This is a genomic window from Kitasatospora sp. NPDC056181 (assembly GCF_042266225.1).
In the GTDB taxonomy this organism is placed as follows: domain Bacteria; phylum Actinomycetota; class Actinomycetes; order Streptomycetales; family Streptomycetaceae; genus Kitasatospora.
The window spans coordinates 77,290-99,149 of sequence record NZ_JBHJUK010000007.1 but is presented as its reverse complement, the minus strand read 5'-3'; the positions used below and the strand labels follow the sequence as shown (position 1 = coordinate 99,149).

Here is a 21,860-nt window from a genome sequence, read left to right as displayed (position 1 = left end):
CCCCCTAGACAAGGACACGCAGACACGATGGCAACACCGACGACCAGGGCGGCCGGCGACGGCAGCGGCCTGACGGAGATGTCCTGGGACCCGATCACCCGGATCGTGGGCAGCCTCGGCATCCACACGAAGATCGACTTCAAGCAGAAGAGGGTCGCGGAGTGCTACAGCACCTCCTCGGTCTTCCGCGGCTACAGCGTCTTCATGCGCGGCAAGGACCCGCGCGACGCGCACTTCATCACCAGCCGGATCTGCGGGATCTGCGGCGACAACCACGCCACCTGTTCGGTCTACACCCAGAACATGGCGTACGGCGTGAAGCCCCCGCACCTGGGCGAGTGGATCATCAACCTCGGCGAGGCCGCGGAGTACATGTTCGACCACAACATCTTCCAGGAGAACCTGGTCGGGGTCGACTACTGCGAGAAGATGGTCCGCGAGACCAACCCGGGCGTCCTGGAACTGGCCGAGCGCACCGAGGCCCCGCACGCCGGCGACCACGGCTACAAGACGATCGCCGACATCATGCGCTCGCTCAACCCGATCGAGGGCGAGTTCTACCGCGAGGCGCTCCAGGTCAGCCGCTACACCCGGGAGATGTTCTGCCTGATGGAGGGCCGCCACGTGCACCCCTCCACGCTCTACCCGGGCGGCGTCGGCACGGTGGCGACGGTGCAGCTGTTCACCGACTACCTGACCCGGCTGATGCGCTACGTCGAGTTCATGAAGAAGGTCGTGCCGCTGCACGACGACCTCTTCGACTTCTTCTACCAGGCCCTCCCCGGCTACGAGGAGGTCGGCCGCCGGCGGGTCCTGCTCGGCTGCTGGGGCAGCCTCAACGACCCGGACCACTGCGACTTCACGTACCGCAACATGACGGACTGGGGCCGCAGGATGTTCGTCACCCCCGGTGTCGTCGTCGACGGCAAGCTCGTCACCAACGACCTGACGCAGATCAACCTCGGCATCCGGATCCTGCTCGGCAGCTCCTACTACGAGGACTGGCAGGGCAAGGAGCTCTTCGTCACCCACGACCCGCTGGGCAACCCGGTCGACCCCCGGCACCCGTGGAACCAGCACACCATCCCCCAGCCGCAGAAGCGCAACTTCGACGACAAGTACAGCTGGGTGATGTCCCCGCGCTGGTTCGACGGCAAGGACCACCTCGCCCTCGACACCGGCGGCGGCCCCCTCGCCCGGCTGTGGTCCACCGCCCTGTCCGGGCTGGTCGACATCGGCTACGTCAAGGCCACCGGCCACAGCGTCCAGATCAACCTGCCCCGCTCGATGACCAAGCCCGAGGTCACCTTCGAGTGGAAGATCCCGCAGTGGAGCAACGCCATCGAGCGCAACCGGGCCCGCACCTACTTCCAGGCCTACGCGGCCGCCGCCGCCCTGCACTTCGCCGAGAAGGCGCTCGACGAGGTCCGCGCCGGGCGCAGCCAGACCTGGGAGCGCTTCGAGGTGCCGGACGAGTCCATCGGCTGCGGCTTCACCGAGGCCGTGCGCGGCGTGCTCTCGCACCACATGGTGATCCGCGACGGCAAGATCGCCAACTACCACCCCTACCCGCCCACCCCGTGGAACGCCAGCGTCCGCGACAGCTACGGCACGCCGGGACCGTACGAGGACGCGGTGCAGAACACGCCGATCTTCGAGGAGAACTCCCCGGAGAACTTCAAGGGCATCGACATCATGCGCGCGGTGCGCAGCTTCGACCCCTGCCTGCCCTGCGGCGTGCACATGTACGTCGGCGGTCGCACCCTGCAGACCATGCACGTGCCCACCGGCCTGAGCGGGCTCACCGCATGACGGCCGAACAGACCGGGCTGCGGATCCAGGAGGCCCTGGACGCCCTGGCCGGCAGCGGCGCCGAGCACGCGGGCGAGCAACTCGTCCGCGACCTCATGGAGTTCTACGGCGAGGGCCTGGCCAGGCTCGTCCCGGCCCTGCCCCCGCCCGCCCTGGAGCAGATGCTCGACGACCCCGCGGTGGCCGGGCTGCTGCTCCTGCACGACCTGCACCCCGAGGACGTGACCGCCCGGATCGAGCGGGCACTCGCCAACCTTCCCGAGCGGATCGAGGTGCTCGGCTTCGAACCGGACACCGGCACCCTGCGGGTGCGCCGCACCGCCTCCGGCTGCGGCTGCGGGGAGCAGGACGTCGAGGCGGCGCTCGCCTGCCACGCGCCCGAGGTGACGGCCCTGGAGCTGGAACGCGCCCCGCAGCTGCTCCAGATCGCCACCCGCCCGCCGCAGCCCGCGGAGGCCCGGTGAACACCCGCCGGGTCTCCCGCGACGGGACCGCCCTGCTGCGCCGGCTGCGCGAGCCGGCGCCGCCGCGGCCCGAGCGGTGCGGGTTCTGCGGCCGGGACCTGCCCGCCGGCCACCGCCACCTGGTGGACGTCGAGGAACGCGCCCTGACCTGCACCTGCACCGCCTGCAGCCTGCTGTTCCAGCAGCCGGGCGCGGCCGGCGGCCGCTTCCGCACCGTACCGGACCGCTACCTCGCGGACCCGGAGGGCGAGTTGGACGAACGGGCCTGGTCGGTCCTGGGGATCCCGGTCGGCACGGCGTTCCTGTTCCGCAACGCCGTCCTGGACCGGCTGCTCGCCTTCTACCCCGGGCCGGCCGGCGCCACCGAGAGCGAGGTGGACGAGGAGGCCTGGGAACGCGCCCTCGGCGCCAGCCGGCTGGCCGCGGCCCTGGAACCGGACGTCGAGGCGCTGCTGCTGCGCCGCACCGACCGGGGCGTTGCGTGCTTCCTGGTGCCGATCGACGTCTGCTACGAGCTGGTCGGCCGACTACGGAGGTGCTGGCACGGCTTCGACGGCGGGGCCGAGGCGCGGGCCGAACTCGACGCGTTCTTCGAGCGGTTGGCCGCCCGGGCCCGCCCGCTGCGCGCGGAGGTTACGGCATGAGTGAACGGAGTGAGCGAACCGTCGAGGGGTGCGCCCTCGGCTTCACCTGCACCGGCGTGCGGTCCGACCCGTACGCGGCGGCGCCGACCCTGGTGTTCCGGCTGCGGATCACGGCGCCGGCCGACACCCGGGTGCACGCCCTCGCCCTCCAGTGCCAGCTGCGGATCGAACCGGGCCGCCGGTCGTACGCCGCCGCCGAGGGCGGGCGGCTGACCGACCTGTTCGGCGAACGGGAGCGCTGGGCCTCCACGCTCAACCCGATCCAGTTCGCCACCGTGCCGCTGCTGGTGCCCGGCTTCGACGGGGAGACCGAGGCCGACCTGGCGGTGCCGTGCAGCTACGACCTGGAGGTGGCCTCCGCCCGCTACTTCCGGGCGCTGGACGGCGACGAGGTGCCGCTGCTGCTGCTCTTCTCCGGTACTGCCTTCGCCGGCCCCGGCGGCTTCCAGGTCACCCCGGTGCCCTGGGACAAGGAGGCCCGGGTGCGGATGCCGGTGCGGGTCTGGCGGGAGGCGATCGAGCAGCACTTCCCCGGCTGCGGCTGGCTCCGACTGCCCGGCGACGTGATGGACGACCTGGTGGCCTACCGCTCCCGGCGGGCCCTGCCCTCCTGGGAGGCGACCGTGCGCGAACTGCTCGCGGCGGCGGCGGCGGTCGGGGAGGGCGTCCGGTGAGCGACTTCCCCGAGGGGATCGAGCACGGCTTCACGGCCGCCCGGCAGATCGCCGACGCGGTACTGCTGGAGGGCTACGTGCTCTACCCGTACCGCGCGTCGGCGGCGAAGAACCGGCTGCGCTGGCAGTTCGGCGTCCTGGTGCCGCCCGAGTACACCCTGCAGGGCGGCGAGCACTCCCACCAGCGCACCGAGTGCGTGATGGAGGCGCGCCTCGGCGACCGGCTGGCGGTCGAGCTGCGCTTCCTGCGCGTACAACGGCGAACCGTCGAACGGGTCACCGCCACCGGCGGGTTCGAGCCCGTGGAGCGGCTGGAGCTGGCCGACCGGGTACTCGTCGAATGGGACGAGGGCGTCGAGGAGCGGATCGAACTCCTGCTGCCGGTCGAGGAACTGATCGGGGAAGGAGTGCAGCGGGGGTTCCGGCTGCCGGGCGTCGGCACGACGGAGCTGCTGCACGAGCACGGCACGCCCGTCGGGCGGCTGGTCCGGCGGCGCGAACGGGTCGACGGCATAGTGCGGTTGAGGGTCGAGGAACTGCCCGTCCCGTACCTGGCGCAGCGCCTGACGGCGGTGGTGGAGAACACCTCCGCGTGGACGCCGCACCGGCGCGCCGGGCGCGAGGAGGCGCTGCCGCGCTCCCTGGTCTCCGCCCACCTGCTGCTCGGGCTGGAACACGGCGGCTTCCTGTCCGTCACCGATCCGCCCGAGTGGGCCCGGCCGGCCGTCGAGCGGTGCCGCAACGAGCGCACCTGGCCCGTCCTGGCCGGACCGGACGGCGGGCGCCAGGTGGTGCTGTCCTCGCCGATCATCCTGGAGGACCACCCGCGGGTCGCCCCGGAGAGCCTCGGCACCCTCTACGACGCCACCGAGATCGACGAGATCCTGGCGCTGCGGACGGCGGCCCTGACCGAGGAGGAGAAACGGGAGGCCCGGGGCACCGACGAGCGGGCCGGGGCCGTGATCGACCTGGCCGAGACCATGCCGCCCGAGGTGCTGGAACGCCTGCACGGCGCCATCCGCGGGCTGCGCGAGGTCACCGGCGGCGCCGGCGACGCGGAGCAGCCCTGGTGGGACCCGGGCAACGACCCGCAGGTCGACCCCGAGCGGGACCGGGTGCTGGTCGACGGCCACCCGGTCGGCGCCGGCAGCCGGGTGCTGCTGCGACCGGGACGGCGGCGCACCGACGCCCAGGACCTCTTCCTGGACGGGCGCACCGGCGTCGTGGAGGCGGTGCTGCACGACGTCGACGGCTCGGTGCACCTGGCCGTCACCGTGGAGGACGACCCGGGCGCGGACCTGTGGCGGGCGCAGGGACGCTTCCGCTACTTCCAGCCCGACGAGGTGACCCCGCTGGAGGAGTCGTGAGCGAGCGCGCCGTCGAGTGGTGTGTGTCGTGCGAAGCGCCCGGCGTGGGAAGTGAGGAGGGCGCATGAGTGGGCGGAGCGAGGTGGGCGCATGAGCGGGAACAAGGTGCTGGTCGCCGGGGTGGGCAACATCTTCCTCGGCGACGACGGCTTCGGGGTCGAGACCGTCCGGCGGATCCGGGCCCACCCGCTGCCGGACGGCGTCGAGACTGTCGACGTCGGTGTGCGCGGTGTGGACCTGGCGTACCGGCTGCTCGACGGCTACCGGACCGCCGTCCTGGTCGACGCCACCTGCCGCGGCGGGGTGCCCGGCACGGTCTACCTCATCGAGGCGGCCGCCGAGCCGCTGGAGGCGCCGGTGCTGGACGGGCACCGGATGGGGCCGGACGCCGTGCTCGGGCTGCTCGCCACGCTCGCCGCCGGCACCGGCGGCGAGCCGCCCGGGCGGGTGCTGGTGGTCGGCTGCGAGCCGGCGTCACTGGAGGAGGGCATCGGGCTGAGCGAGCCCGTCGCCGCCGCCGTCGAGGAGGCGGTCCACGTGGTCCTGCGAGTCGTGGACGAGGCCACGCAACTGGAGAGGGAGACGACACCATGGTGAGGAAACTGTTCTGCGCGGCCCTGCTGGCGGGGATCGGCGTGCTGGTCTGGCAGAGCCTGCCGGACATCAGGCGGTACCTGAAGATCTCGGGTTTGTGTGGCCGGTTTGGCTGCTAAGGGTGCTCCCCGGGGCGCTGTGGCGGCGCGGCTTCGAGCCGTCGCCGCCACTGCGCCCTGTAATGGGGCCCGTTGCCGTCCGCCCCGGGAAGGGACCGATGCACGAGATGTCGATCGCCGCCGCCGTCGTCGAGCAGGTGGACGAGGCCGCGCGCCAGCACGGGGTCCCCGGGGTGGCGCGGGTGCGGCTGCAGGTGGGCGAGCTGGCCGGGGTCGTCCCCGAGGCGCTCGACTTCTGCTTCGAACTGGCCTGCGCCGGAACGCTGGTGGAGGGCGCGGCGCTGGTCACCGAGCCGGTCGTGGCGCGGGCCCGGTGCGCGCCCTGCGCCGTCGAATGGGCCGTCGGCATGCCGCCGGACCTCGGCTGCCCGAAGTGCTCCGGGGGCGGCGGCGTCGAGCTGCTGTCCGGGCGCGAGCTCCAGATCCTCGACGTCGAGTGGGCTTAGGAAGAGTCTTCCGGATACGCCCCGGCGCTCCGGCGTCCGGGCCGAACAGAAAGGCTGACGCGATGTGTCAGACGGTCGACCTCCGCCAGGCGGTCCTCGCCCGCAACGACGACAGCGCCCGCGAACTGCGGGCGGCTCTGACCGCCCGGGGGACGGTGGCGGTGAACCTGCTGTCCAGTCCCGGCAGCGGCAAAACCGCGCTGCTGGAGGCCGAGTTGGGACTGGCCCGGCAACGCGGTGTGCCGGTCGCCGCGCTGACCGCCGACCTCGCCACCGAGAACGACGCGCTGCGGCTGGCCCGTTCCGGCGCACCCGTGAAGCAGGTGCTCACCGACGGGCTCTGCCACCTGGAGGCGCGGATGCTCGCGGGGCACCTGGACGGCTGGCTGCCGCAGGACTGCCGGCTGCTGTTCGTGGAGAACGTCGGCAACCTGGTCTGTCCGGCCTCCTACGACCTCGGTGAATCGCTGCGGGTGGTGCTGGCCTCGGTGACCGAGGGCGAGGACAAGCCGCTCAAGTACCCGACCGCGTTCGGGCTGGCCAACCTGGTGCTGGTGACCAAGGCGGACCTCGCCGCGGCCGCGGAGTTCGACGAGGCGGCGTTCCTGGCGAACGTCCAGCGCGTCAACCCCGGGGTGGAGGTGCTGCACACCTCCGCCCGCACCGGCGACGGCGTCGGAGCGCTGCTGGAGCGCGCCCTGGCCGTACTGGACGGCGCCGAGGTGCACCGGCCGGTGATGGCGGCCGACCACGGCGGCGGTCACCACCACGGCGGTCACCACCACGACCCGGTGCAGGCGCCCCGGTGACGGCCGGCCACCCGGAACTCGACCGCGAGCGGCGGCGGGTCGCCGTCCGCGGCCTCGTCCAGGGGGTCGGCTTCCGGCCGTTCGTCTTCACCCTGGCCGGCGAACTCGGGCTGGCCGGCAGCGTCACCAACACCGGCGAGGGCGTGCTCGCCGAGGTCGAGGGCGGCCGGGACGCGCTCGACGCCTTCTGCCGACGGGTGGCCAGCGACGCACCGCCGCTCGCCCAGGTCGCCTCGGTCGAGCACGCGCCGCTCGCCGCCACCGGCGCCACCGGCTTCACCATCACCCCGTCCAGGGCCGACGGCCCCCGCGCCACCCTGATCCCGCCCGACGTCGCCGTCTGCGCCGACTGCCTGGCCGAGCTCGCCGACCCGGCCGACCGGCGCCACCGGCACCCCTTCATCAGCTGCACCAACTGCGGCCCCCGGCACACCATCGTGACCGGCCTGCCGTACGACCGGGCCAACACCACCATGGCGGACTTCCCGATGTGCGCGGACTGCGCCCGGGAGTACACCGACCCCGCCGACCGCCGCTTCCACGCCCAACCCGTCGCCTGCCACGCCTGCGGTCCGCGCCTCGCGCTGACCGTCCCCGGCCGGGCCGACGCGGGCGGGGAGGAAGCGCTGACGCAGGCCCGCCGGCTGCTGGCCGACGGGGCGGTCCTCGCCGTCAAGGGCCTCGGCGGCTACCACCTCGCCTGCGACGCGCGCGACGCCCGGGCCGTCGCCCTGCTGCGCCGGCGCAAGCGGCGCGGCGACAAGGCGTTCGCCCTGATGGCCCGTGACCTCGCCACCGTCGAGCAACTGCTGCCGGTCGGCCCGGTCGAGCGGGAACTGCTCACCGGACCGGTCCGGCCGATCGTCCTCCTGCGCCGCCCCGGCGGGTCCGCCGAGCAACTCCCGGCGGTCGCCCCCGGCAGCCCCGACCTCGGAGTGATGCTCCCGTACACCCCGCTGCACCACCTGCTGCTCGCCGCCCCGGGGCCGGACCTCCTGGTGATGACCAGCGCCAACCTCTCCGGCGAGCCGATCGTCACCGACGACCGGGAGGCGCTGACCGGGCTCGCCCCGCTGGTCGACGGCTGGCTCCGCCACGACCGGCCGATCCACGTGCCCTGCGAGGACTCCGTGGTGCGGGTGGTGGACGGCGAGCAGCTGCCGCTGCGCCGCTCGCGCGGGTACGCCCCGCTGCCGCTCCCGCTGCCGGTGCCCGTCCGACCCGTGCTGGCGGTCGGCGGCGACCTGAAGAACGCCTTCGCGCTGGCCCGGGACGGCTACGCCTGGCTGTCCGGGCACATCGGCGACATGGACGACCTGGCCACACTGCGCGCCTTCGACCGTGCGGTCGAGCAGCTCGGCACGGTCAGCGGGGTGCGCCCGGAGCTGCTCGTCGCCGACCGGCACCCCGGCTACCGCTCGGTCCGGCACGCCGAGCGGACCGCCGCCGGCCGGCCGGTGCGCCGGGTGCAGCACCATCACGCCCACATCGCCGCGGTGATGGCCGAACACGGCCTGGACGGCGGCCGGCCGGTGCTCGGGGTGGCCTTCGACGGCACCGGCTACGGAGAGGACGGCGCGATCTGGGGCGGGGAGGTGCTGCTGGCCGACTACGACGGGTTCCGGCGCCTCGCCCACCTCGGGTACGTGCCGCTGCCGGGCGGGGACGCCGCCGTCGAGCGCCCGTACCGGACGGCGCTCGCGCACCTGCGGGCGGCCGGGCTGCCCTGGGCGCCCGGACTGCCGCCGGTCGAGGCCTGCCCCGAAGACGAACTCAAGCTACTGGAGCGACAGTTGGAGCGCGGGCTGAACTGCGTGCCGACGTCCAGCATGGGGCGGCTGTTCGACGCGGTCTCCTCGCTCGCGGGGGTCTGCCACCGGGCCGGGTACGAGGCCCAGGCGGCGATCGAACTGGAGGCGGCGGCCGCCGGGTTCGGCCCCGCGGCGGGCTACGGGTTCGGGCTGCTGCCCCGGGAGGACGGCTGGACCGCCGACCCCGGGCCGGTGCTGGCCGGCGTCGTGGCGGACCTGACCGCGGGCGCCTGCGCCGGGCTGGTCGCCGCGCGTTTCCACACCGCCGTGGCCGACCTGGTCCGGCGGATCTGCGCGGCCGTCCGGGACCGCCACGGCACCACCACGGTGGCCCTCAGCGGCGGCGTCTTCGCCAATGCGCTGCTCTCCTCGGGCTGCGCGCGCGGCCTCCGGGAGGACGGTTTCACCGTGCTGCGGCACCGCCGGGTGCCGCCCAACGACGGAGGGCTGGCGCTCGGCCAGCTGATGGTGGCCGCCCGGTCGGCCACCCGGGAGGAGTGAGAGCGGATGTGTCTGGCGGTGCCCGGCAGGGTGACGGAGATCGAGGAACGCGACGGGACCAGGATGGCGGTCATGGACTTCGGCGGGGTGGTCAAGGACGTGTGCCTGGAGTACCTGCCCGACCTTGAGGTGGGGGACTACGCGATCGTCCACGTGGGCTTCGCCCTCCAGCGGCTGGACGAGGAGTCGGCCCGGCGGACCCTTGAGCTCTTCGAGGAACTCGGGCTGCTGCAGGAGGAGTTCGGCGACCCGTGGGAGGCGGCGCGGGCGGCGCAGGCGGCCGGGGCGGCCGGGGCGGTCGGGGTGGAACGAGGGGCCGAGGAGGCCGGACGGTGAAGTACCTGGAGGAGTTCCGCAACCCCGAGCTGGCCGAGGGACTGCTCGCCGACATCAGGGCGACGGTCACCCGGCCGTGGGCGCTGATGGAGGTGTGCGGCGGCCAGACGCACAGCATCATCCGGCATGCCATCGACCAACTCCTTCCGGAGGAAGTGGAGTTGATCCACGGGCCGGGCTGCCCGGTCTGCGTCACCCCGTTGGAGGTGATCGACCGGGCGCTGGCGATCGCCGCCCGGCCGGAGGTGATCTTCTGTTCCTTCGGGGACATGCTGCGGGTGCCCGGCACCGACCGGGACCTCTTCCGCGTCCGCGGCGAGGGCGGCGACGTCCGGGTGGTGTACTCGCCGCTCGACGCCCTGCGGATCGCCCGGGAGCACCCCGACCGGGAGGTCGTCTTCTTCGGCATCGGCTTCGAGACCACCGCCCCGCCCAACGCCATGGCCGTCCACCTGGCCAGGGAGCAGGGCCTGCGCAACTTCAGCATGCTGGTCTCGCACGTGCGGGTGCCGCCGGCCATCGACGCGATCATGGACTCGCCGGACTGCCGGGTCCAGGGCTTCCTCGCCGCCGGGCACGTGTGCAGCGTCATGGGCACCGCCGAGTACCCGGCGCTCGCGGAACGCCACCGGGTGCCGATCGTCGTCACCGGCTTCGAGCCGCTGGACATCCTGGAGGGCATCCGACGGACCGTACGGCAGCTGGAACGCGGCGAGCACACCGTCGACAACGCCTACCAGCGCGCCGTCCGGCCCGAGGGCAACCCGGCGGCCCGCGCGATGCTGGAGGACGTCTTCGAGGTGACCGACCGCCCCTGGCGCGGCATCGGCGTCATCCCGCAGAGCGGCTGGCGGCTCTCGCCCCGCTACCGGGACCACGACGCCGAGCACCGCTTCGACGTCGCGGGGATCGCCACCAGGGAACCGGCCGCGTGCCGGGCCGGCGAGGTGCTGCAGGGGCTGCTGAAGCCCCATCAGTGCGAGGCCTTCGGCACCGTCTGCACCCCGCGCACGCCGCTCGGCGCCACCATGGTCTCCAGCGAGGGGGCCTGCGCCGCCTACTACCTCTACCGGCGGCTCAGCACGCCGGCCGTGCCCCAGGAGGCGAGTCCCGTTGGCTGACATCGAGACGCTGGTGGAACCCTCGGCCGCGCCCGACTTCTCCGGCTGGAGCTGCCCGCTGCCGCTGCGCGACCACCCCCGGGTGGTGCTGGGGCACGGGGGCGGCGGGGCGATGTCCGCCGAGCTGGTCGAGAACCTCTTCGCGCCCGCGTTCGGCGGCCCGGCGCTGGCGGGGCTCGGCGACTCCGCCGTACTGGAGCTGGGCGGCGCCCGGCTCGCCTTCTCCACCGACTCCTACGTGGTGCGGCCGCTGTTCTTCCCCGGCGGCTGCATCGGCGACCTCGCGGTCAACGGCACGGTCAACGACCTCGCCATGAGCGGGGCCCGGGCGGCCTACCTGTCCTGCGGCTTCATCCTGGAGGAGGGGGTGGAGATGGCCGTGGTGGACCGGGTCGCCCGGGCGCTCGGCGCCGCCGCCCGCACCGCCGGGGTCGAGGTGGCCACCGGGGACACCAAGGTGGTGGAGGCCGGGCACGGGGACGGCGTGTACCTGAACACGGCCGGCATCGGCCTCGTGCCGGCCGGGGTCGACATCCGGCCGCAGCGGGCCGTCCCCGGCGACGTGGTGATCGTCAGCGGGCCGATCGGGCTGCACGGGGTCGCCATCATGAGCGTCCGGGAGGGCTTGGAGTTCGGCGTCGAGGTGCGCAGCGACAGCGCGGCGCTCGGCGGCCTGGTCGAGGCGATGCTCGCCGCCACCCCCGACCTGCACGTGCTGCGTGACCCCACCCGCGGCGGCCTGGCGGCCTCGCTCAACGAGATCGCGACGGCGGCCGGGGTGGGCGTGGTGCTGAGCGAACGCGCCGTCCCCGTCCCGGACCCGGTGGCCAACGCCTGCGCCGTCCTGGGCCTGGACCCGATGTACATCGCCAACGAGGGCAAGCTCGTCGCCTTCGTCCCGCGTGGCGAGGCCGACGCCGTCCTCGCCGCGATGCGCGCCCACCCGCTGGGCGCGGAGGCGGTGGTGATCGGCGAGTGCGTCGTGGACCACCCCGGGATGGTCGTCGCCCGCACCGGCTTCGGCGGCACCCGGGTGGTCGACCTGCCGATGGGCGAACAACTGCCGCGGATCTGCTGACGCCGTTCCGGACGGGGCGCCGACGGCGAGTGCTGCCGTCGGCGCCCCGCCCTGTTCGCCTCGGTCGGCGGCGTCCGTGCGCTCGGGCCACCGGTCCCCGGGTCGGGACCGGCCGCACAAGGGCTGCCTGAGCTGCGGCCCGGGCGGATTCCGGGCCGGGTCGGATGCCGGACGGCCCGCGGTGAGCCGAGGCAGCGCGATGGAGCCGAGGGGAAGCCGCGGGAAGGCCGCGAGAAGGCCGCGAAGAGGCTGCGGGAAAAGCGGGCTGACACGGCGTCGGCAGGGCCTTGAGGGCGAGGCTGTGATCATCTGACGATGATTCTGTGACCATGATCCCGTCCCACAGATCGCCCCGGACCGATAGCGTCTGCTCCGGACGCGTGTGGCGGGAACGGCCGCGCCGGGCGTCGAGGGGAGCGTGGGCATGGAGCCGCTGGCAGTGGACGATCCGCGGCAGCTGGGCGACTACCGGTTGCTGCGGCAGCTCGGAGAGGGCGGGATGGGCCGGGTCTACCTCGGCCGGACCACGGGCGGGCGGACCGTCGCCGTCAAGGTGGTCCGTCGCGACCTGGCCGGGGACTCCGAGTTCCGGGCCCGGTTCCGCCAGGAGGTGGCGGCCGCCCGGCGGGTCGGCGGCACCTGGACGGCACCGGTCCTGGACGCGGACATCGAGGGCGGGCACCTCTGGGTGGCCACCGGCTACGTCGCCGGGCCCGCGCTCGCCACCGCCGTACGGGAGTTCGGGCCGCTGCCCGAGCCGGCCGTCCGAACCCTCGGCGTCGGCCTCGCCGAGGCGCTCGCCCATGTGCACGGCCTCGGGCTGGTGCACCGGGACGTCAAGCCGTCGAACGTGCTGCTGACCCTGGACGGGCCGCGGCTGATCGACTTCGGCATCGCCCGCGCACTGGACACCGCCACCGCCCTCACTCAGTCCGGCCAGGTGATCGGCTCGCCGGGCTTCATGTCGCCGGAGCAGGCGAACGGGCTTCCCGCCGGGCCGGCCAGTGACGTCTTCTCGCTCGGCGCGGTGCTCGCGTACGCGGCGACGGGCACGATGCCGTTCGGTTCCGGGGTGAGCGCGCCCGTCCTGCTCTACCGGGTGCTGCACGAGGAGCCCGACCTCTCCGGGCTGGACGGCCCGCTGCACTCCCTCGTCCGTGACTGCCTGGCCAAGGACCCGTCCGCCCGCCCGACGCCCGGACGGCTGCGGGAACGACTGGACGGCGACGGCGCGGCCGCCGCCCGGCTGGGGCAGGGGGACTGGCTGCCGGCGGCGCTGGCGGCGGCGGTCGGGCGCAGTGCCGTGCAGCTGCTGGACCTGGAGGGGGAGCGGGACTCCGGGGAGGCGGCGGCCGGAACCCGGGCTCCCACCGGGGGCCGGACGGTTGCCGACGCGGCGCGGGCGGCGCGGGCGGCCGAGGCGGCGGGGGCCGTACCGGGCGGCGGGGCTCCCGGGGCTCCTGGCTTCGGGCCGCCGGTCCCGCCGGGTTTCGGCCCGCCGACCGCAGGGCCCGTCGGGCCGGCCGGACCGTACACGCCGACCCCGGTTCCGACGCCGGTGCCGATGCCGTCGACAGGGGCCACGGGGCCGGGCTACGGGCCGTACCCACCGCAGCCACGCGGCCGGAGGGGGTACGGCGTGCTGGCGGCCGTGCTGGCCGTCGTCCTGCTGCTGGGCGGCGGATACCTGCTGATCGAGCGGCTACGGGGGGACGACGGGAAGGCCGCCGCCTCGAACCCCGGACAGAGCGCCCCGGCCGGGGGCAGGACGGCGTCCGCCGCCCCGGCTTCGAAGAACCCCGAGCCGACCGGCGGTGGTTCCGATCCGGCCAGCGACAGCCCCGCACCCAGCGCGGCCCCCACGGACCCGGGGCAGGGCATCATCCCCGCGAAGTTCCTCGGGACGTGGGTCGGCGAGCGCAAGGCCGCCAACGGGGACGTCACCACCGTCACCCTCACCATCGTCCAGTCGGCGCCGAGTGAGGAGAAGAGCAGGATCCGCGCCGAGACGCCGAGCACCGGCACCTGGTGCGAGGGCGCGTGGACACTCAGCGATGCCAACGAGAGCCAGGTCTCCTACGCGTCCCGGGAGACCGGCTCCTCGCCCGGTGACACGTGCATCACCAACAGGTCGATCTACCGCCTGATCACGGCGCCGTCGGACGGAACACTCCACTACAGCCCGGATCTGCTCAAGCCGGAGGAGTACATGGTGCTGCAGAGGCGGGGCTGAGGCGCGCGGGGTCCTCTCCCTGGCCGACAGGGCTCCGGGGAGCGGGCGTCGGTAGGCCGCGACGGGTGGGCGACGTCGAGCCGCACCCCGCCGTGGGGAGCGGGCGACGTCGAGCCGCACCCCGCCGTCGGGACCGGGCGACATCCGTGACGGGATGTCATCAGTGCGGACGAGAAGGAACCGTTCACCTTTTCCACCCGTCATCTCCACGGGGGATGCCAAGGCTCAACACCCCTTCCGCTCATCACTGCCGAGGTTCCGAGGAGATCCATGGTCGACACCGTCAACTCACTGGTCACCCGCGTTCACGAACTGCTGGTGGCGTTCCTGACCAAGGGACCCGCCGCGGTGGGCACCGCGGGCCTCCACGACGTCGTCGCACGTGCCACGGCGCTCGGCCCCGAGGGCACGTGGCTCGTCGCGGCGGGCCACGTGGGCCTCGGCGACCTGGCCATCGCACGCGGACAGGCGGAGGAGGCGATCTTCCACCTCGACGCCGCGGTGGCGGCCGGCTACAACGACTGCGTGGCGCTCCACGTCGCCCCCGTACTCCCGCTGCACCACGATCCCCGCTTCCGGGCCCTGTACCAGCGGATGCGCATCACCCAGGCGGACCTCGACGAGTTCTACTGGTTGCACCAGGAAATGCAGATCATGGCGAGCGAGGCCCGGAGCGCGACCGTCGACAACATCGGCCGCCTCGACACCGGGGTGTCCCTGCTCCCGCAGGCACCCATGCCCACCCGCGAACCGAACACCCCCGGCGTCCTGATCACCCGCATCGATCTCGCCGCGGTCCAGACCGCGCTCCAACAGGCCGCCGTGAAGGCGGAGTTCCAGCGCAGCTCCGGCAACACCAGCCTCAGTCTCATCGACGGCTCGTGGGATGACCACCCCCGCGCCAGGTACGACGCCTGGCACGCTGACGAGCTGGACACCCGGCGCCGGCAGGCCGCCGAGGCCCGGGCTTTCGTCGAACGCCCCGGCGCCGGGACCGCGCTGATCCCCTGCCCGCCGCTGGGCTCGATCCGGTACCCGGCCCGTTGAGGGCCTTGACCCGGTAGCCCGGGCCGACGGCGTTCAGCAGGGTGCACCAGGAGGTGTGGCCCGGCTCCGGGGCGGCCACGAAGGAGGGCGGCCCGTCGGAGAGCCGCGATCGGGGGGCGATGCGCCGCGCCCGTGCGGGCCGATCCGACCGGTGAGGCGGTACGGGCCGCCGCGGTGTTGGTCCGATCGGATGGCGGCCCTTCCGCCGCCCGGCGCGCCGGGTCGCCGCAGTCCCGGGCCTGCGTGGCCCACGGGCTAGGTTCGGGCCCGTGAGCGGCAACGACGCGGTCCTGGTGCTGGTGGTCGTCACGGCGCTGGGCTTCGACTTCACCAACGGCTTCCACGACACCGGCAACGCGATGGCGACCTCGATCGTCACGGGCGCTCTCCCGCCACGTGTCGCGGTCGCCGTCTCGGCGGCGCTGAACCTGGTCGGCGCGTTCCTGTCGACCGCCGTCGCGGCGACCATCGCCAGCGGACTGGTCAACAGCCACGACGTGACCCTGACGGTGGTCTGTGCCGGCCTGGCGGGCGGCATCCTGTGGAACCTGACCACCTGGTTCCTCGGGATCCCCTCGAGTTCCTCGCACGCGCTGATCGGCGGGGTGGTCGGGGCGACGATGGCGGCGGCGGGCGCCTCGGCCGTCAAGTGGCAGGGCCTGGTGTCCAAGGTGATCGTGCCCGCCGCGCTGTCGCCGTTCATCGCCGGCGGGGTGGCCGCGGTCGGCACCCTCCTGGTCTACCGCCTCACCAGGGGCGTGCCCGAACGCCCGCGCAGTCACGGCTTCCGGCTCGGCCAGGTCGGTTCGGCCTCCATGGTCTCGCTCGCCCACGGCACCAACGACGCCCAGAAGACCATGGGCGTCATCACCCTGGCCCTGATCGCCAACGGCACCCTGCCGGCCGGGGCGAGTGCGCCGACCTGGGTGATCGCCTCCTGCGCGCTGGCGATCGCCCTGGGCACCTACGTCGGCGGCTGGCGGGTGATCCGGGCACTGGGCAAGGGGCTGGTGGAGATCGAGTCGCCGCAGGGGATGGCCGGCGAGTCGGCTTCGGCCGCCGTGATCCTCTCCTCCACCGACTTCGGCTACTCGCTCTCCACCACCCACGTGGCCACCGGGTCGATCCTGGGCTCGGGAGTCGGGAAGAAGGGCGCCGAGGTGCGCTGGCACGTCGCCCGCCGGATGGTGACGGCCTGGCTGTTCACCCTGCCGGCCTCCGCGGTGGTCGGCGCGCTCGCCTACTGGGTCGCGAACGGGATCGGCGGGACGGCCGGCGTGGTGGTGATCTTCATCGTGCTGGTGCTGGCCTCGATCGCCTTCTTCATCGCCTCCCGCCGCCCGGCCGTGACGCCGGAGAACGTCAATGCCGCGTGGACCGGATCGGTGGCCCCGGCGTCCGCCACGGACGAGGTGGTCTCGTGAACGCCTGGATCAACCTCAACGCGCTGTGGAAGATCGTCGTGGTCGGCCTGCTCACCGGCGCCGGCCTGCCCGCGCTGTTCGCCGTCGGCCTGCGCCTGCTCAACCCGCCCGTCCCGGTCGGCGGGCCGGCCGCCGACCGGCCGACCGCCGGGCCGGTCGGCTACATCCTGGCCGGACTGTGCTTCGCGGTGGTGCTCGCAGCGATCGGCTGGGGCATCTCCGTCATCGTCAACCACAGCTGACGTACCGTCCGTCAGCTCGCCAGGGGGAATTCGCACCAGACGTTCTTGCCGCTGCCGAGTGGCTCCACGCCCCAGCTCCCGGTGAGGGCGTCCACCAGCAGCAGGCCGCGGCCGGAGGTGGCGGTCTCGCCGGGGGCCCGGCGGTGCGGCAGGACGCTGGAGCGGTCCCGGATCTCCAGGCGGATGCAGGGGGTGGTCCCGGCCCGTAGTTCTATGGTGAGCAGTGCGCCCCCGTCGGTGTGGACCAGGGCGTTGGTGATCAGTTCGTCCGCAGTGAGTTCGATGTCGGACAGGAGATCGGCCGCACCCCACGCGGCCAGGGCCTGGCGGAGCATGGCCCGGGTCTCGGCCAGCCCTTCCGGATCGGCCTGGTGGACGTGCTGGGTCATCTGCCGGGTGGCGTAGGTGCCGGGGACGGCTGTGCGGTGCAGCAGCAGGAGCGCCACGTCGTCGCTGCTGCCGAGGCGGCTCGGGTGGCCGCCGCAGAGGTGGTCGGCGAGCGCCTCGGTGTCGCGCGGGCCGGCCCGCATGGCGGCGGCGAGGGCTTCGATGCCGTCCGCGATGTCCCGACCGGGCTGTTCGACCATTCCGTCGGTGCACAGGAGCAGGGTGTCCGCGGGGTTGAGGTCGAGACGGGTTTCGGGGTAGCCGTCCTGGCCGAACAACGTGGCCACGCCGAGCGGCAGGCCGCCGCGGACGCTGGCCCAGCTGGTACGGCCGGTGCTGAGCCGCACGAGTGGTTCGAGGTGGCCGGCCCGCACCAGGCGCAGTGTTCCGGTCTCCAGGTTGGCGTCGACGTAGATGCAGGTCGCGGACCGCTCGGTGTCGAGATCGGCGAGGAACCGGGACGCGCGGGCCATGACCGTGGCGGGAGTGTGCCCCTCGGTGGCGTAGGCCCGCAGAGCGATCCTCAACTGACCCATGATGGCGGCCGCGTGGCTGTCGTGCCCCTCCACGTCGCCGACCACCAGACCCACCCGCCGACCCGGCAGGGGGATGACGTCGTACCAGTCCCCGCCCACCTCGCGTCCGCTGCGGCCGGCGCGGTAGCGGACGGCCACCTCGCCGCCGTTGATCTCGGGGATGCGACGCGGCAGCATGGTGGTCTGGAGCGTGGTCGCGAATTCGCGTTCCTGGTCGAAGAGCATGGCGCGTTGCAGCGACTGCGCGACAGCGCTGCTGAGCGCGATGCAGATGTTCCGGTCCTCGGTGCTGAACTGGTGCCTGTCCCGGTAGAACAGGCCCAGCGCGCCGATGGAGCGGGCCTGGGCGGCCAGGGGCAGGAAGGCCGCCGCCTCGATCTTCATCTCCTCGGCGTAGGGGAGCAGGCGGGGGTAGCGGGTGGTGAGCTCGTCCCTGGTGCTGACGAACCGCGCGCGCTGGGTGAGTACGGCCTCGGACAGCGGCAGCCCCTCCTCCAGTTGTGTCATCGACAGGTCGTCCCGGGCCCTGAGCTCCGCCGACGGTTGCTCGGTCGCGGCGACGAGGCGCATGACGCCCCCGTCCACCAGCCCGAGGGCGAGCCCGTCCGCCCCGAAGCGTCGCAGCCCTTCGCTGTCGGTCAGCACGTTGGTCACGTCGCGGACGGTGATGGCGCGGGCGAGGGCCTCGGTGGTGGCGCGCACGGAGTCGGTCTGGCGGCGCCGGTCGGCGGCGAGCGTACGCATCCCCTCGGCGTGGGCCAGCTCCTCCTCGGCGTTGCGGACGATGCCGACGATGCGGTACGGGTGCGCCTGCGGGTCGCGCAGGATGCGCCCCTGCGTGTGGGCCCAGCGCAGCGTTCCGTCGCGGCAGACCAGGCGGAAGTAGGACGCGAAGGTCAGGTGCCCCTCGCGCAGCGCGAGCGACACGGCTTCGTCGAGCCGGTCGCTGTCCGTCGGCAGCACCCTGGCGGACAGTGACGCGGGCACTCCGTCGAACTCGTCGGCCCGTAGGTCGAACACCTCCAGACCCACGTCGTCGAGGTGGTAGGTGCCCCGGTCGAGGTCCCAGTCGAAGCTGCCCATGCCGTTGAGCGCCAGCCGGTCGTTGGCCGCGGTCGGCTCGGTGTCACCGGGGGAGCCCGACGACGTCGAAGCGGCACGGGCGGACACGGGGCGGGTGACCTCGGGGTCGTAGCCGCCCGGAGACCTGGACGTGTTCGCCATGGCAGGGCTCCCGTCCGATCGATGGCCCGTTGCCGGATCATCCGCGACCGGGCCGGCCGCCGCCGTGCGGTCGCGGAGAGTGGCGTGCACGTGCGACAGCGAGGTGCCTGAGGGCTCCGTCGCCCGCGCCGGGTCCGTTCCTGGAACGCCTGGTCAGTCTATCCAGGGGCCGACGGCTCGGCATCGACGCGTGAGCCGTGCTGCCGGCGTTCCCGGCCGCGCCCGGGGTGGGCGCCCTCGCCGGCCGCACTCCGGGCACGGGAGCAGGAGCTCGCTCATCCGGCCAGGGAGTCCGGCCAGGGCATCCGGGGGCGTCCGGGGGCGTCCGGTCAGGGCGTCCGGGCCCCGAGGATCGGTTCCGCAGGGTGCACGGGCGGTCGCCGAGGGCGGTGGTGCGCTCGCCGTCCGCCCGCGCCTCTCGTCCTTGACGACGACGGCTCCGCCCACGTCGTCGTCGACCCCTGGAGGAGTCATTCCGAAGTGATCGTGATCAGCTTGTCGATGGGCCAAGGGGTCATTCGATGGCCTGCTGCCGGCCCGCGGACATGCACGCCTCCTGTGCCAAGGCGGGCTTTGCAACCCTCGAGAAGCCAGCGAAGTAGATGACGCTCGCCGCACAATGGAGGCCGGAGCTGGTGCTGCTTGTCCCGGGCCGCTCACGGCAGCTGCCGAATCCCTCCCCGGGGTTCAACTCAGCTGGTCGCGCACGAGATCAAGGAATGCCTGTCGGCTCGGATGTATGTGTGCCCAGACCTTCTCGTCCTGTGGCTCTCCCGGGTCTTCGGGGCCATTTCTGATCACGTCCTGTAGTGCGAACGCGAGGCTGCGTGCCGCTTCGCTGACCTCGGACGCGCACAGTACGTGGATCGTCTTCTGCATCACCCACACCCTGTCAAGGACCTGCCTTGCCCGGGCCTGCCACTGCTCGTCAGCCAGGTCGTGGTGATGCCGATCCACCGCGACTCGTTCTGCTTCCTGCACCGCAGACAGAAATTCGATGAGGTGAGTGAGACGCTCGTTGCGGCGCGCCTCGGCAAGTTCACGAACACTGCGGCGCGCCTCGCCGCGTTCCAAGGCGCGTCCTGCCGAGCGCTGGGCCAGCATCGACATGAGCCCGCCGAGTAGGACGCCGATGAGCGGCGCAAGCGTTGTCCACATAACGTCCGACTATGACACCAACGGCATGAACACGGCACGGGGTTTCGGGCAATATCGGGCCGAGACCGGGACGCGAAGGCGGCCAGGTCGTCGCCGCCTTTGACGCCGGCGGGCAGCAGACGGCGGAAGATCTGAGACCTTCGCGTTGTCCTGGGTGCTCTTGGCCACAGCGCGGACCGGGAGGTCCGGCACGGGCGGCCATGGCGGCGGCGGCGTCCGGTCTCCCGCAGCTTGTGGCCTACTCAAGCGTGAAGCCGAGCGATGGGGCGGCCCCTGCCGGCGGCCGGAGAGACAGACAGGGCGGCCAAGATCGTTCTGTGACGAATGACCTGGATACCCTGCTCACCGCACTGGTGATCACTTCGGAATGACTCGTCCAGGGCTCCTACGACGCTCGCGGGCTCCTGCGAAGCCCACGGCGCCGACCTGTTCACCGCGGTGTCCGCGCCGGGCCGACCGCCTCGCCGCCCCCGCCTCGCCGCCCCCGCCTCGCCGCCTCGGCGTCGGCGGCCGGTCCGGTACCGTTCCGGATCCGGCAAACGGCAATCCGGTGCTCAGGCGGCGAAGTTGCAGAGGGCCGTGAGCGCCGCGTGCACCTCCCGTTCGATCTTGGCGTAGTGCCCGGGCGGGCTGTCGTAGTCGGGGTGGAACCCGGACTCCTCCTCGTGCCCGGTCTCGATGGTGAAGGCGAAGACCGGTGCCCTGGCCGGGTCGTCGAACTGCCGGCGGAAGGCGTAGTCGTCGGTGGTGCCGGTGACCGGTCCGCCCATCGGGTGGTAGAGCGAGGCGCTCTGGCCGACGTCGTAGGTGGAGTGGGCGCGCCGGGGGCTCGCGGTGCTGACGGTCGGGTCCACCCCGGCGCTGCGCAGGATGGCGTCCCGCATCTCACCGGCGATGGTGCCGAGGGTCTTGCGCACGAAGTGCGGCGGGGAGTTGGTGACGAACTCCCGGTAGTTGGGGCGGTCCGGTGGCAGGCCAGGGCTGCCCGGGCGGAGGCCGTCCCGCTTGCCCGTCCAGGTGGGGGAGGAGAAGTTCATGGACGGGTCGCTGCCGTTGTCCTCGATGCCCCAGCAGAGCAGGACCTTGCGGCCGAACTGGTGGACGTCGACGAAGTACGTGGCCCTGGCGTCGTCGATAAGCCACTGCACGTTGGCGGTCTCCGGTTCGGAGGCCGCGGACGGTCCCCGGTAGGTCTCCGCCCTGCTGTCCGTGGAGGCGGGGCCGTCCCGGTAGAAGGACAGGTAGACCTCCATGTCGTAGTAGTCCTCGAACTTCCAGGCGATGTCGTGGTTGCGGTTGATGTCCACCCCGATCTTGGCCGGGTCGGGGTGGGACCGCCGGTTCTTGCGCCAGCCGGCACCGATCGGGTCGGACGGCGGGTTCAGCTGGTCGAAGAGCCGGCCGTCGGGGTTGATCAGCGGCGCGACGTAGAGGTCGACGCCGTTCAGGATCCGCTCCACCTCGACGGCCGGGATGGTGAACGGAGGGTAGTTCACCGTCGGCCCGGCCGGGAGCGGCCGGCAGGACGACGCGGGGAAGACGATGTCGGCGCCGGTGGTGCGGCTCACCAGGAGGTTCTGCGCGAAGTGGACCAGCGCGTCCGGCGGCGCGGACTCGCGTGCGTGGACGCCACCGGTCAGCACCACGGCCGGACGGCCGTCCTGCGGTGCGTCCGCGATGCGGATGAAGTGGATCACCCGGTCCTCGACGCTGCGGTTCGGGAACTCACCGAGCGTGCACAGGGCGGGGAAGGTGGCCGCGAGGTCGGCGAGCGCCGCCTCGATCTGGGCCGGTGTCTGCGGCACGGTCGGCGTGGCGTAGGGCGGGGGCATC

Annotated in this window: 20 protein-coding genes; 17 read left to right on the top strand and 3 right to left on the bottom strand. The window is 73.2% G+C overall.

Annotated elements, in window-relative coordinates; all coding sequences use genetic code 11:
* Positions 1 to 27 precede the first annotated feature (27 nt).
* The 17 genes from ACFC1F_RS05395 (at position 28) to ACFC1F_RS05315 (ending at position 16,722) form a co-directional block, all read left to right on the top strand.
* Positions 28 to 1,812, top strand: a complete 1,785-nt coding sequence (locus tag ACFC1F_RS05395; RefSeq protein ID WP_376155867.1) for a nickel-dependent hydrogenase large subunit — start codon at positions 28 to 30, stop codon at positions 1,810 to 1,812.
* Positions 1,809 to 2,276 carry a thioredoxin gene (locus tag ACFC1F_RS05390; protein WP_209413864.1) on the top strand — a complete coding sequence of 156 codons (468 nt, stop codon included), beginning with the start codon at positions 1,809 to 1,811 and terminating at the stop codon, positions 2,274 to 2,276. The genes ACFC1F_RS05395 and ACFC1F_RS05390 overlap by 4 nt, the downstream gene beginning before the upstream one ends.
* Positions 2,273 to 2,920 (top strand): DUF5947 family protein, encoded by a 648-nt coding sequence (locus tag ACFC1F_RS05385; RefSeq protein ID WP_374106075.1) that lies wholly within the window; start codon positions 2,273 to 2,275, stop codon positions 2,918 to 2,920. The genes ACFC1F_RS05390 and ACFC1F_RS05385 overlap by 4 nt, the downstream gene beginning before the upstream one ends.
* On the top strand, positions 2,917 to 3,594 hold the full coding sequence (locus ACFC1F_RS05380; RefSeq protein ID WP_376155864.1) for a DUF6084 family protein: 678 nt from the start codon (positions 2,917 to 2,919) through the stop codon (positions 3,592 to 3,594). Before ACFC1F_RS05385 ends, ACFC1F_RS05380 begins: the two co-directional genes overlap by 4 nt.
* The gene (locus ACFC1F_RS05375) at positions 3,591 to 4,961 is read left to right on the top strand and encodes a hypothetical protein (protein WP_376155863.1); all 1,371 of its coding nucleotides are present in this window, start codon (positions 3,591 to 3,593) and stop codon (positions 4,959 to 4,961) included. The genes ACFC1F_RS05380 and ACFC1F_RS05375 overlap by 4 nt, the downstream gene beginning before the upstream one ends.
* A 90-nt stretch (positions 4,962 to 5,051) precedes the next feature.
* Positions 5,052 to 5,558 (top strand): hydrogenase maturation protease, encoded by a 507-nt coding sequence (locus ACFC1F_RS05370; RefSeq protein ID WP_209413861.1) that lies wholly within the window; start codon positions 5,052 to 5,054, stop codon positions 5,556 to 5,558.
* Positions 5,552 to 5,674, top strand: coding sequence for a DUF6893 family small protein (locus ACFC1F_RS05365; protein ID WP_376155861.1), 123 nt, complete (start codon positions 5,552 to 5,554; stop codon positions 5,672 to 5,674). Before ACFC1F_RS05370 ends, ACFC1F_RS05365 begins: the two co-directional genes overlap by 7 nt.
* A gap of 98 nt (positions 5,675 to 5,772) precedes the next feature.
* Positions 5,773 to 6,120: a hydrogenase maturation nickel metallochaperone HypA gene (locus ACFC1F_RS05360; RefSeq protein ID WP_376155859.1), complete on the top strand. Its 348-nt coding sequence runs from the start codon at positions 5,773 to 5,775 to the stop codon at positions 6,118 to 6,120.
* A gap of 62 nt (positions 6,121 to 6,182) precedes the next feature.
* Positions 6,183 to 6,929, top strand: coding sequence for a hydrogenase nickel incorporation protein HypB (gene hypB, locus ACFC1F_RS05355; RefSeq protein ID WP_376155858.1), 747 nt, complete (start codon positions 6,183 to 6,185; stop codon positions 6,927 to 6,929).
* The gene (hypF, locus tag ACFC1F_RS05350) at positions 6,926 to 9,241 is read left to right on the top strand and encodes a carbamoyltransferase HypF (protein ID WP_376155856.1); all 2,316 of its coding nucleotides are present in this window, start codon (positions 6,926 to 6,928) and stop codon (positions 9,239 to 9,241) included. The genes hypB and hypF overlap by 4 nt, the downstream gene beginning before the upstream one ends.
* A 6-nt stretch (positions 9,242 to 9,247) precedes the next feature.
* Positions 9,248 to 9,577 (top strand): HypC/HybG/HupF family hydrogenase formation chaperone, encoded by a 330-nt coding sequence (locus tag ACFC1F_RS05345; RefSeq protein ID WP_376155855.1) that lies wholly within the window; start codon positions 9,248 to 9,250, stop codon positions 9,575 to 9,577.
* Positions 9,574 to 10,698: a hydrogenase formation protein HypD gene (gene hypD / locus ACFC1F_RS05340; RefSeq protein WP_376155853.1), complete on the top strand. Its 1,125-nt coding sequence runs from the start codon at positions 9,574 to 9,576 to the stop codon at positions 10,696 to 10,698. The genes ACFC1F_RS05345 and hypD overlap by 4 nt, the downstream gene beginning before the upstream one ends.
* Complete coding sequence (gene hypE / locus ACFC1F_RS05335) at positions 10,691 to 11,776, top strand: hydrogenase expression/formation protein HypE (protein ID WP_376155852.1); 1,086 nt, start codon at positions 10,691 to 10,693, stop codon at positions 11,774 to 11,776. The genes hypD and hypE overlap by 8 nt, the downstream gene beginning before the upstream one ends.
* Before the next feature lie 424 nt (positions 11,777 to 12,200).
* Entirely contained in the window at positions 12,201 to 14,009 is a 1,809-nt protein-coding gene (locus ACFC1F_RS05330) for a protein kinase (protein WP_376155851.1), read from the top strand.
* A gap of 270 nt (positions 14,010 to 14,279) precedes the next feature.
* Positions 14,280 to 15,056: a hypothetical protein gene (locus ACFC1F_RS05325; RefSeq protein ID WP_376155849.1), complete on the top strand. Its 777-nt coding sequence runs from the start codon at positions 14,280 to 14,282 to the stop codon at positions 15,054 to 15,056.
* Positions 15,057 to 15,325: 269 nt separating this feature from the next.
* Positions 15,326 to 16,480, top strand: coding sequence for an anion permease (locus tag ACFC1F_RS05320; RefSeq protein WP_376155847.1), 1,155 nt, complete (start codon positions 15,326 to 15,328; stop codon positions 16,478 to 16,480).
* The gene (locus ACFC1F_RS05315) at positions 16,477 to 16,722 is read left to right on the top strand and encodes a hypothetical protein (protein WP_209413852.1); all 246 of its coding nucleotides are present in this window, start codon (positions 16,477 to 16,479) and stop codon (positions 16,720 to 16,722) included. Before ACFC1F_RS05320 ends, ACFC1F_RS05315 begins: the two co-directional genes overlap by 4 nt.
* A gap of 11 nt (positions 16,723 to 16,733) precedes the next feature.
* Here the strand turns inward: ACFC1F_RS05315 and ACFC1F_RS05310 are convergent, their stop codons facing one another.
* The 3 genes from ACFC1F_RS05310 to ACFC1F_RS05300 all read right to left on the bottom strand — a co-directional run bounded on the left by ACFC1F_RS05310 (position 16,734) and on the right by ACFC1F_RS05300 (position 21,859).
* Positions 16,734 to 18,869, bottom strand: a complete 2,136-nt coding sequence (locus ACFC1F_RS05310; RefSeq protein ID WP_376155845.1) for a SpoIIE family protein phosphatase — start codon at positions 18,867 to 18,869, stop codon at positions 16,734 to 16,736.
* 687 nt (positions 18,870 to 19,556) lie between these two features.
* Positions 19,557 to 20,027: a hypothetical protein gene (locus tag ACFC1F_RS05305; protein ID WP_209413850.1), complete on the bottom strand. Its 471-nt coding sequence runs from the start codon at positions 20,025 to 20,027 to the stop codon at positions 19,557 to 19,559.
* Positions 20,028 to 20,581: 554 nt separating this feature from the next.
* Positions 20,582 to 21,859: a M14 family zinc carboxypeptidase gene (locus ACFC1F_RS05300; RefSeq protein WP_376155843.1), complete on the bottom strand. Its 1,278-nt coding sequence runs from the start codon at positions 21,857 to 21,859 to the stop codon at positions 20,582 to 20,584.
* Between the last annotated feature and the right edge of the window lies 1 nt (position 21,860).

What these genes read in the sequence shown, in the direction of transcription:
- ACFC1F_RS05395 (WP_376155867.1), top strand. Translation starts at nt 28, where the DNA reads ATGGCAACACCGACGACCAGGGCGGCCGGCGACGGCAGCGGCCTGACG.
- ACFC1F_RS05390 (WP_209413864.1), top strand. Translation starts at nt 1,809, where the DNA reads ATGACGGCCGAACAGACCGGGCTGCGGATCCAGGAGGCCCTGGACGCC.
- ACFC1F_RS05380 (WP_376155864.1), top strand. Translation starts at nt 2,917, where the DNA reads ATGAGTGAACGGAGTGAGCGAACCGTCGAGGGGTGCGCCCTCGGCTTC.
- ACFC1F_RS05370 (WP_209413861.1), top strand. Translation starts at nt 5,052, where the DNA reads ATGAGCGGGAACAAGGTGCTGGTCGCCGGGGTGGGCAACATCTTCCTC.
- ACFC1F_RS05365 (WP_376155861.1), top strand. Translation starts at nt 5,552, where the DNA reads ATGGTGAGGAAACTGTTCTGCGCGGCCCTGCTGGCGGGGATCGGCGTG.
- ACFC1F_RS05360 (WP_376155859.1), top strand. Translation starts at nt 5,773, where the DNA reads ATGCACGAGATGTCGATCGCCGCCGCCGTCGTCGAGCAGGTGGACGAG.
- hypB (WP_376155858.1), top strand. Translation starts at nt 6,183, where the DNA reads ATGTGTCAGACGGTCGACCTCCGCCAGGCGGTCCTCGCCCGCAACGAC.
- ACFC1F_RS05345 (WP_376155855.1), top strand. Translation starts at nt 9,248, where the DNA reads ATGTGTCTGGCGGTGCCCGGCAGGGTGACGGAGATCGAGGAACGCGAC.
- ACFC1F_RS05330 (WP_376155851.1), top strand. Translation starts at nt 12,201, where the DNA reads ATGGAGCCGCTGGCAGTGGACGATCCGCGGCAGCTGGGCGACTACCGG.
- ACFC1F_RS05325 (WP_376155849.1), top strand. Translation starts at nt 14,280, where the DNA reads ATGGTCGACACCGTCAACTCACTGGTCACCCGCGTTCACGAACTGCTG.
- ACFC1F_RS05310 (WP_376155845.1), bottom strand. Translation starts at nt 18,869, where the DNA reads ATGGCGAACACGTCCAGGTCTCCGGGCGGCTACGACCCCGAGGTCACC.
- ACFC1F_RS05305 (WP_209413850.1), bottom strand. Translation starts at nt 20,027, where the DNA reads ATGTGGACAACGCTTGCGCCGCTCATCGGCGTCCTACTCGGCGGGCTC.
- ACFC1F_RS05300 (WP_376155843.1), bottom strand. Translation starts at nt 21,859, where the DNA reads ATGCCCCCGCCCTACGCCACGCCGACCGTGCCGCAGACACCGGCCCAG.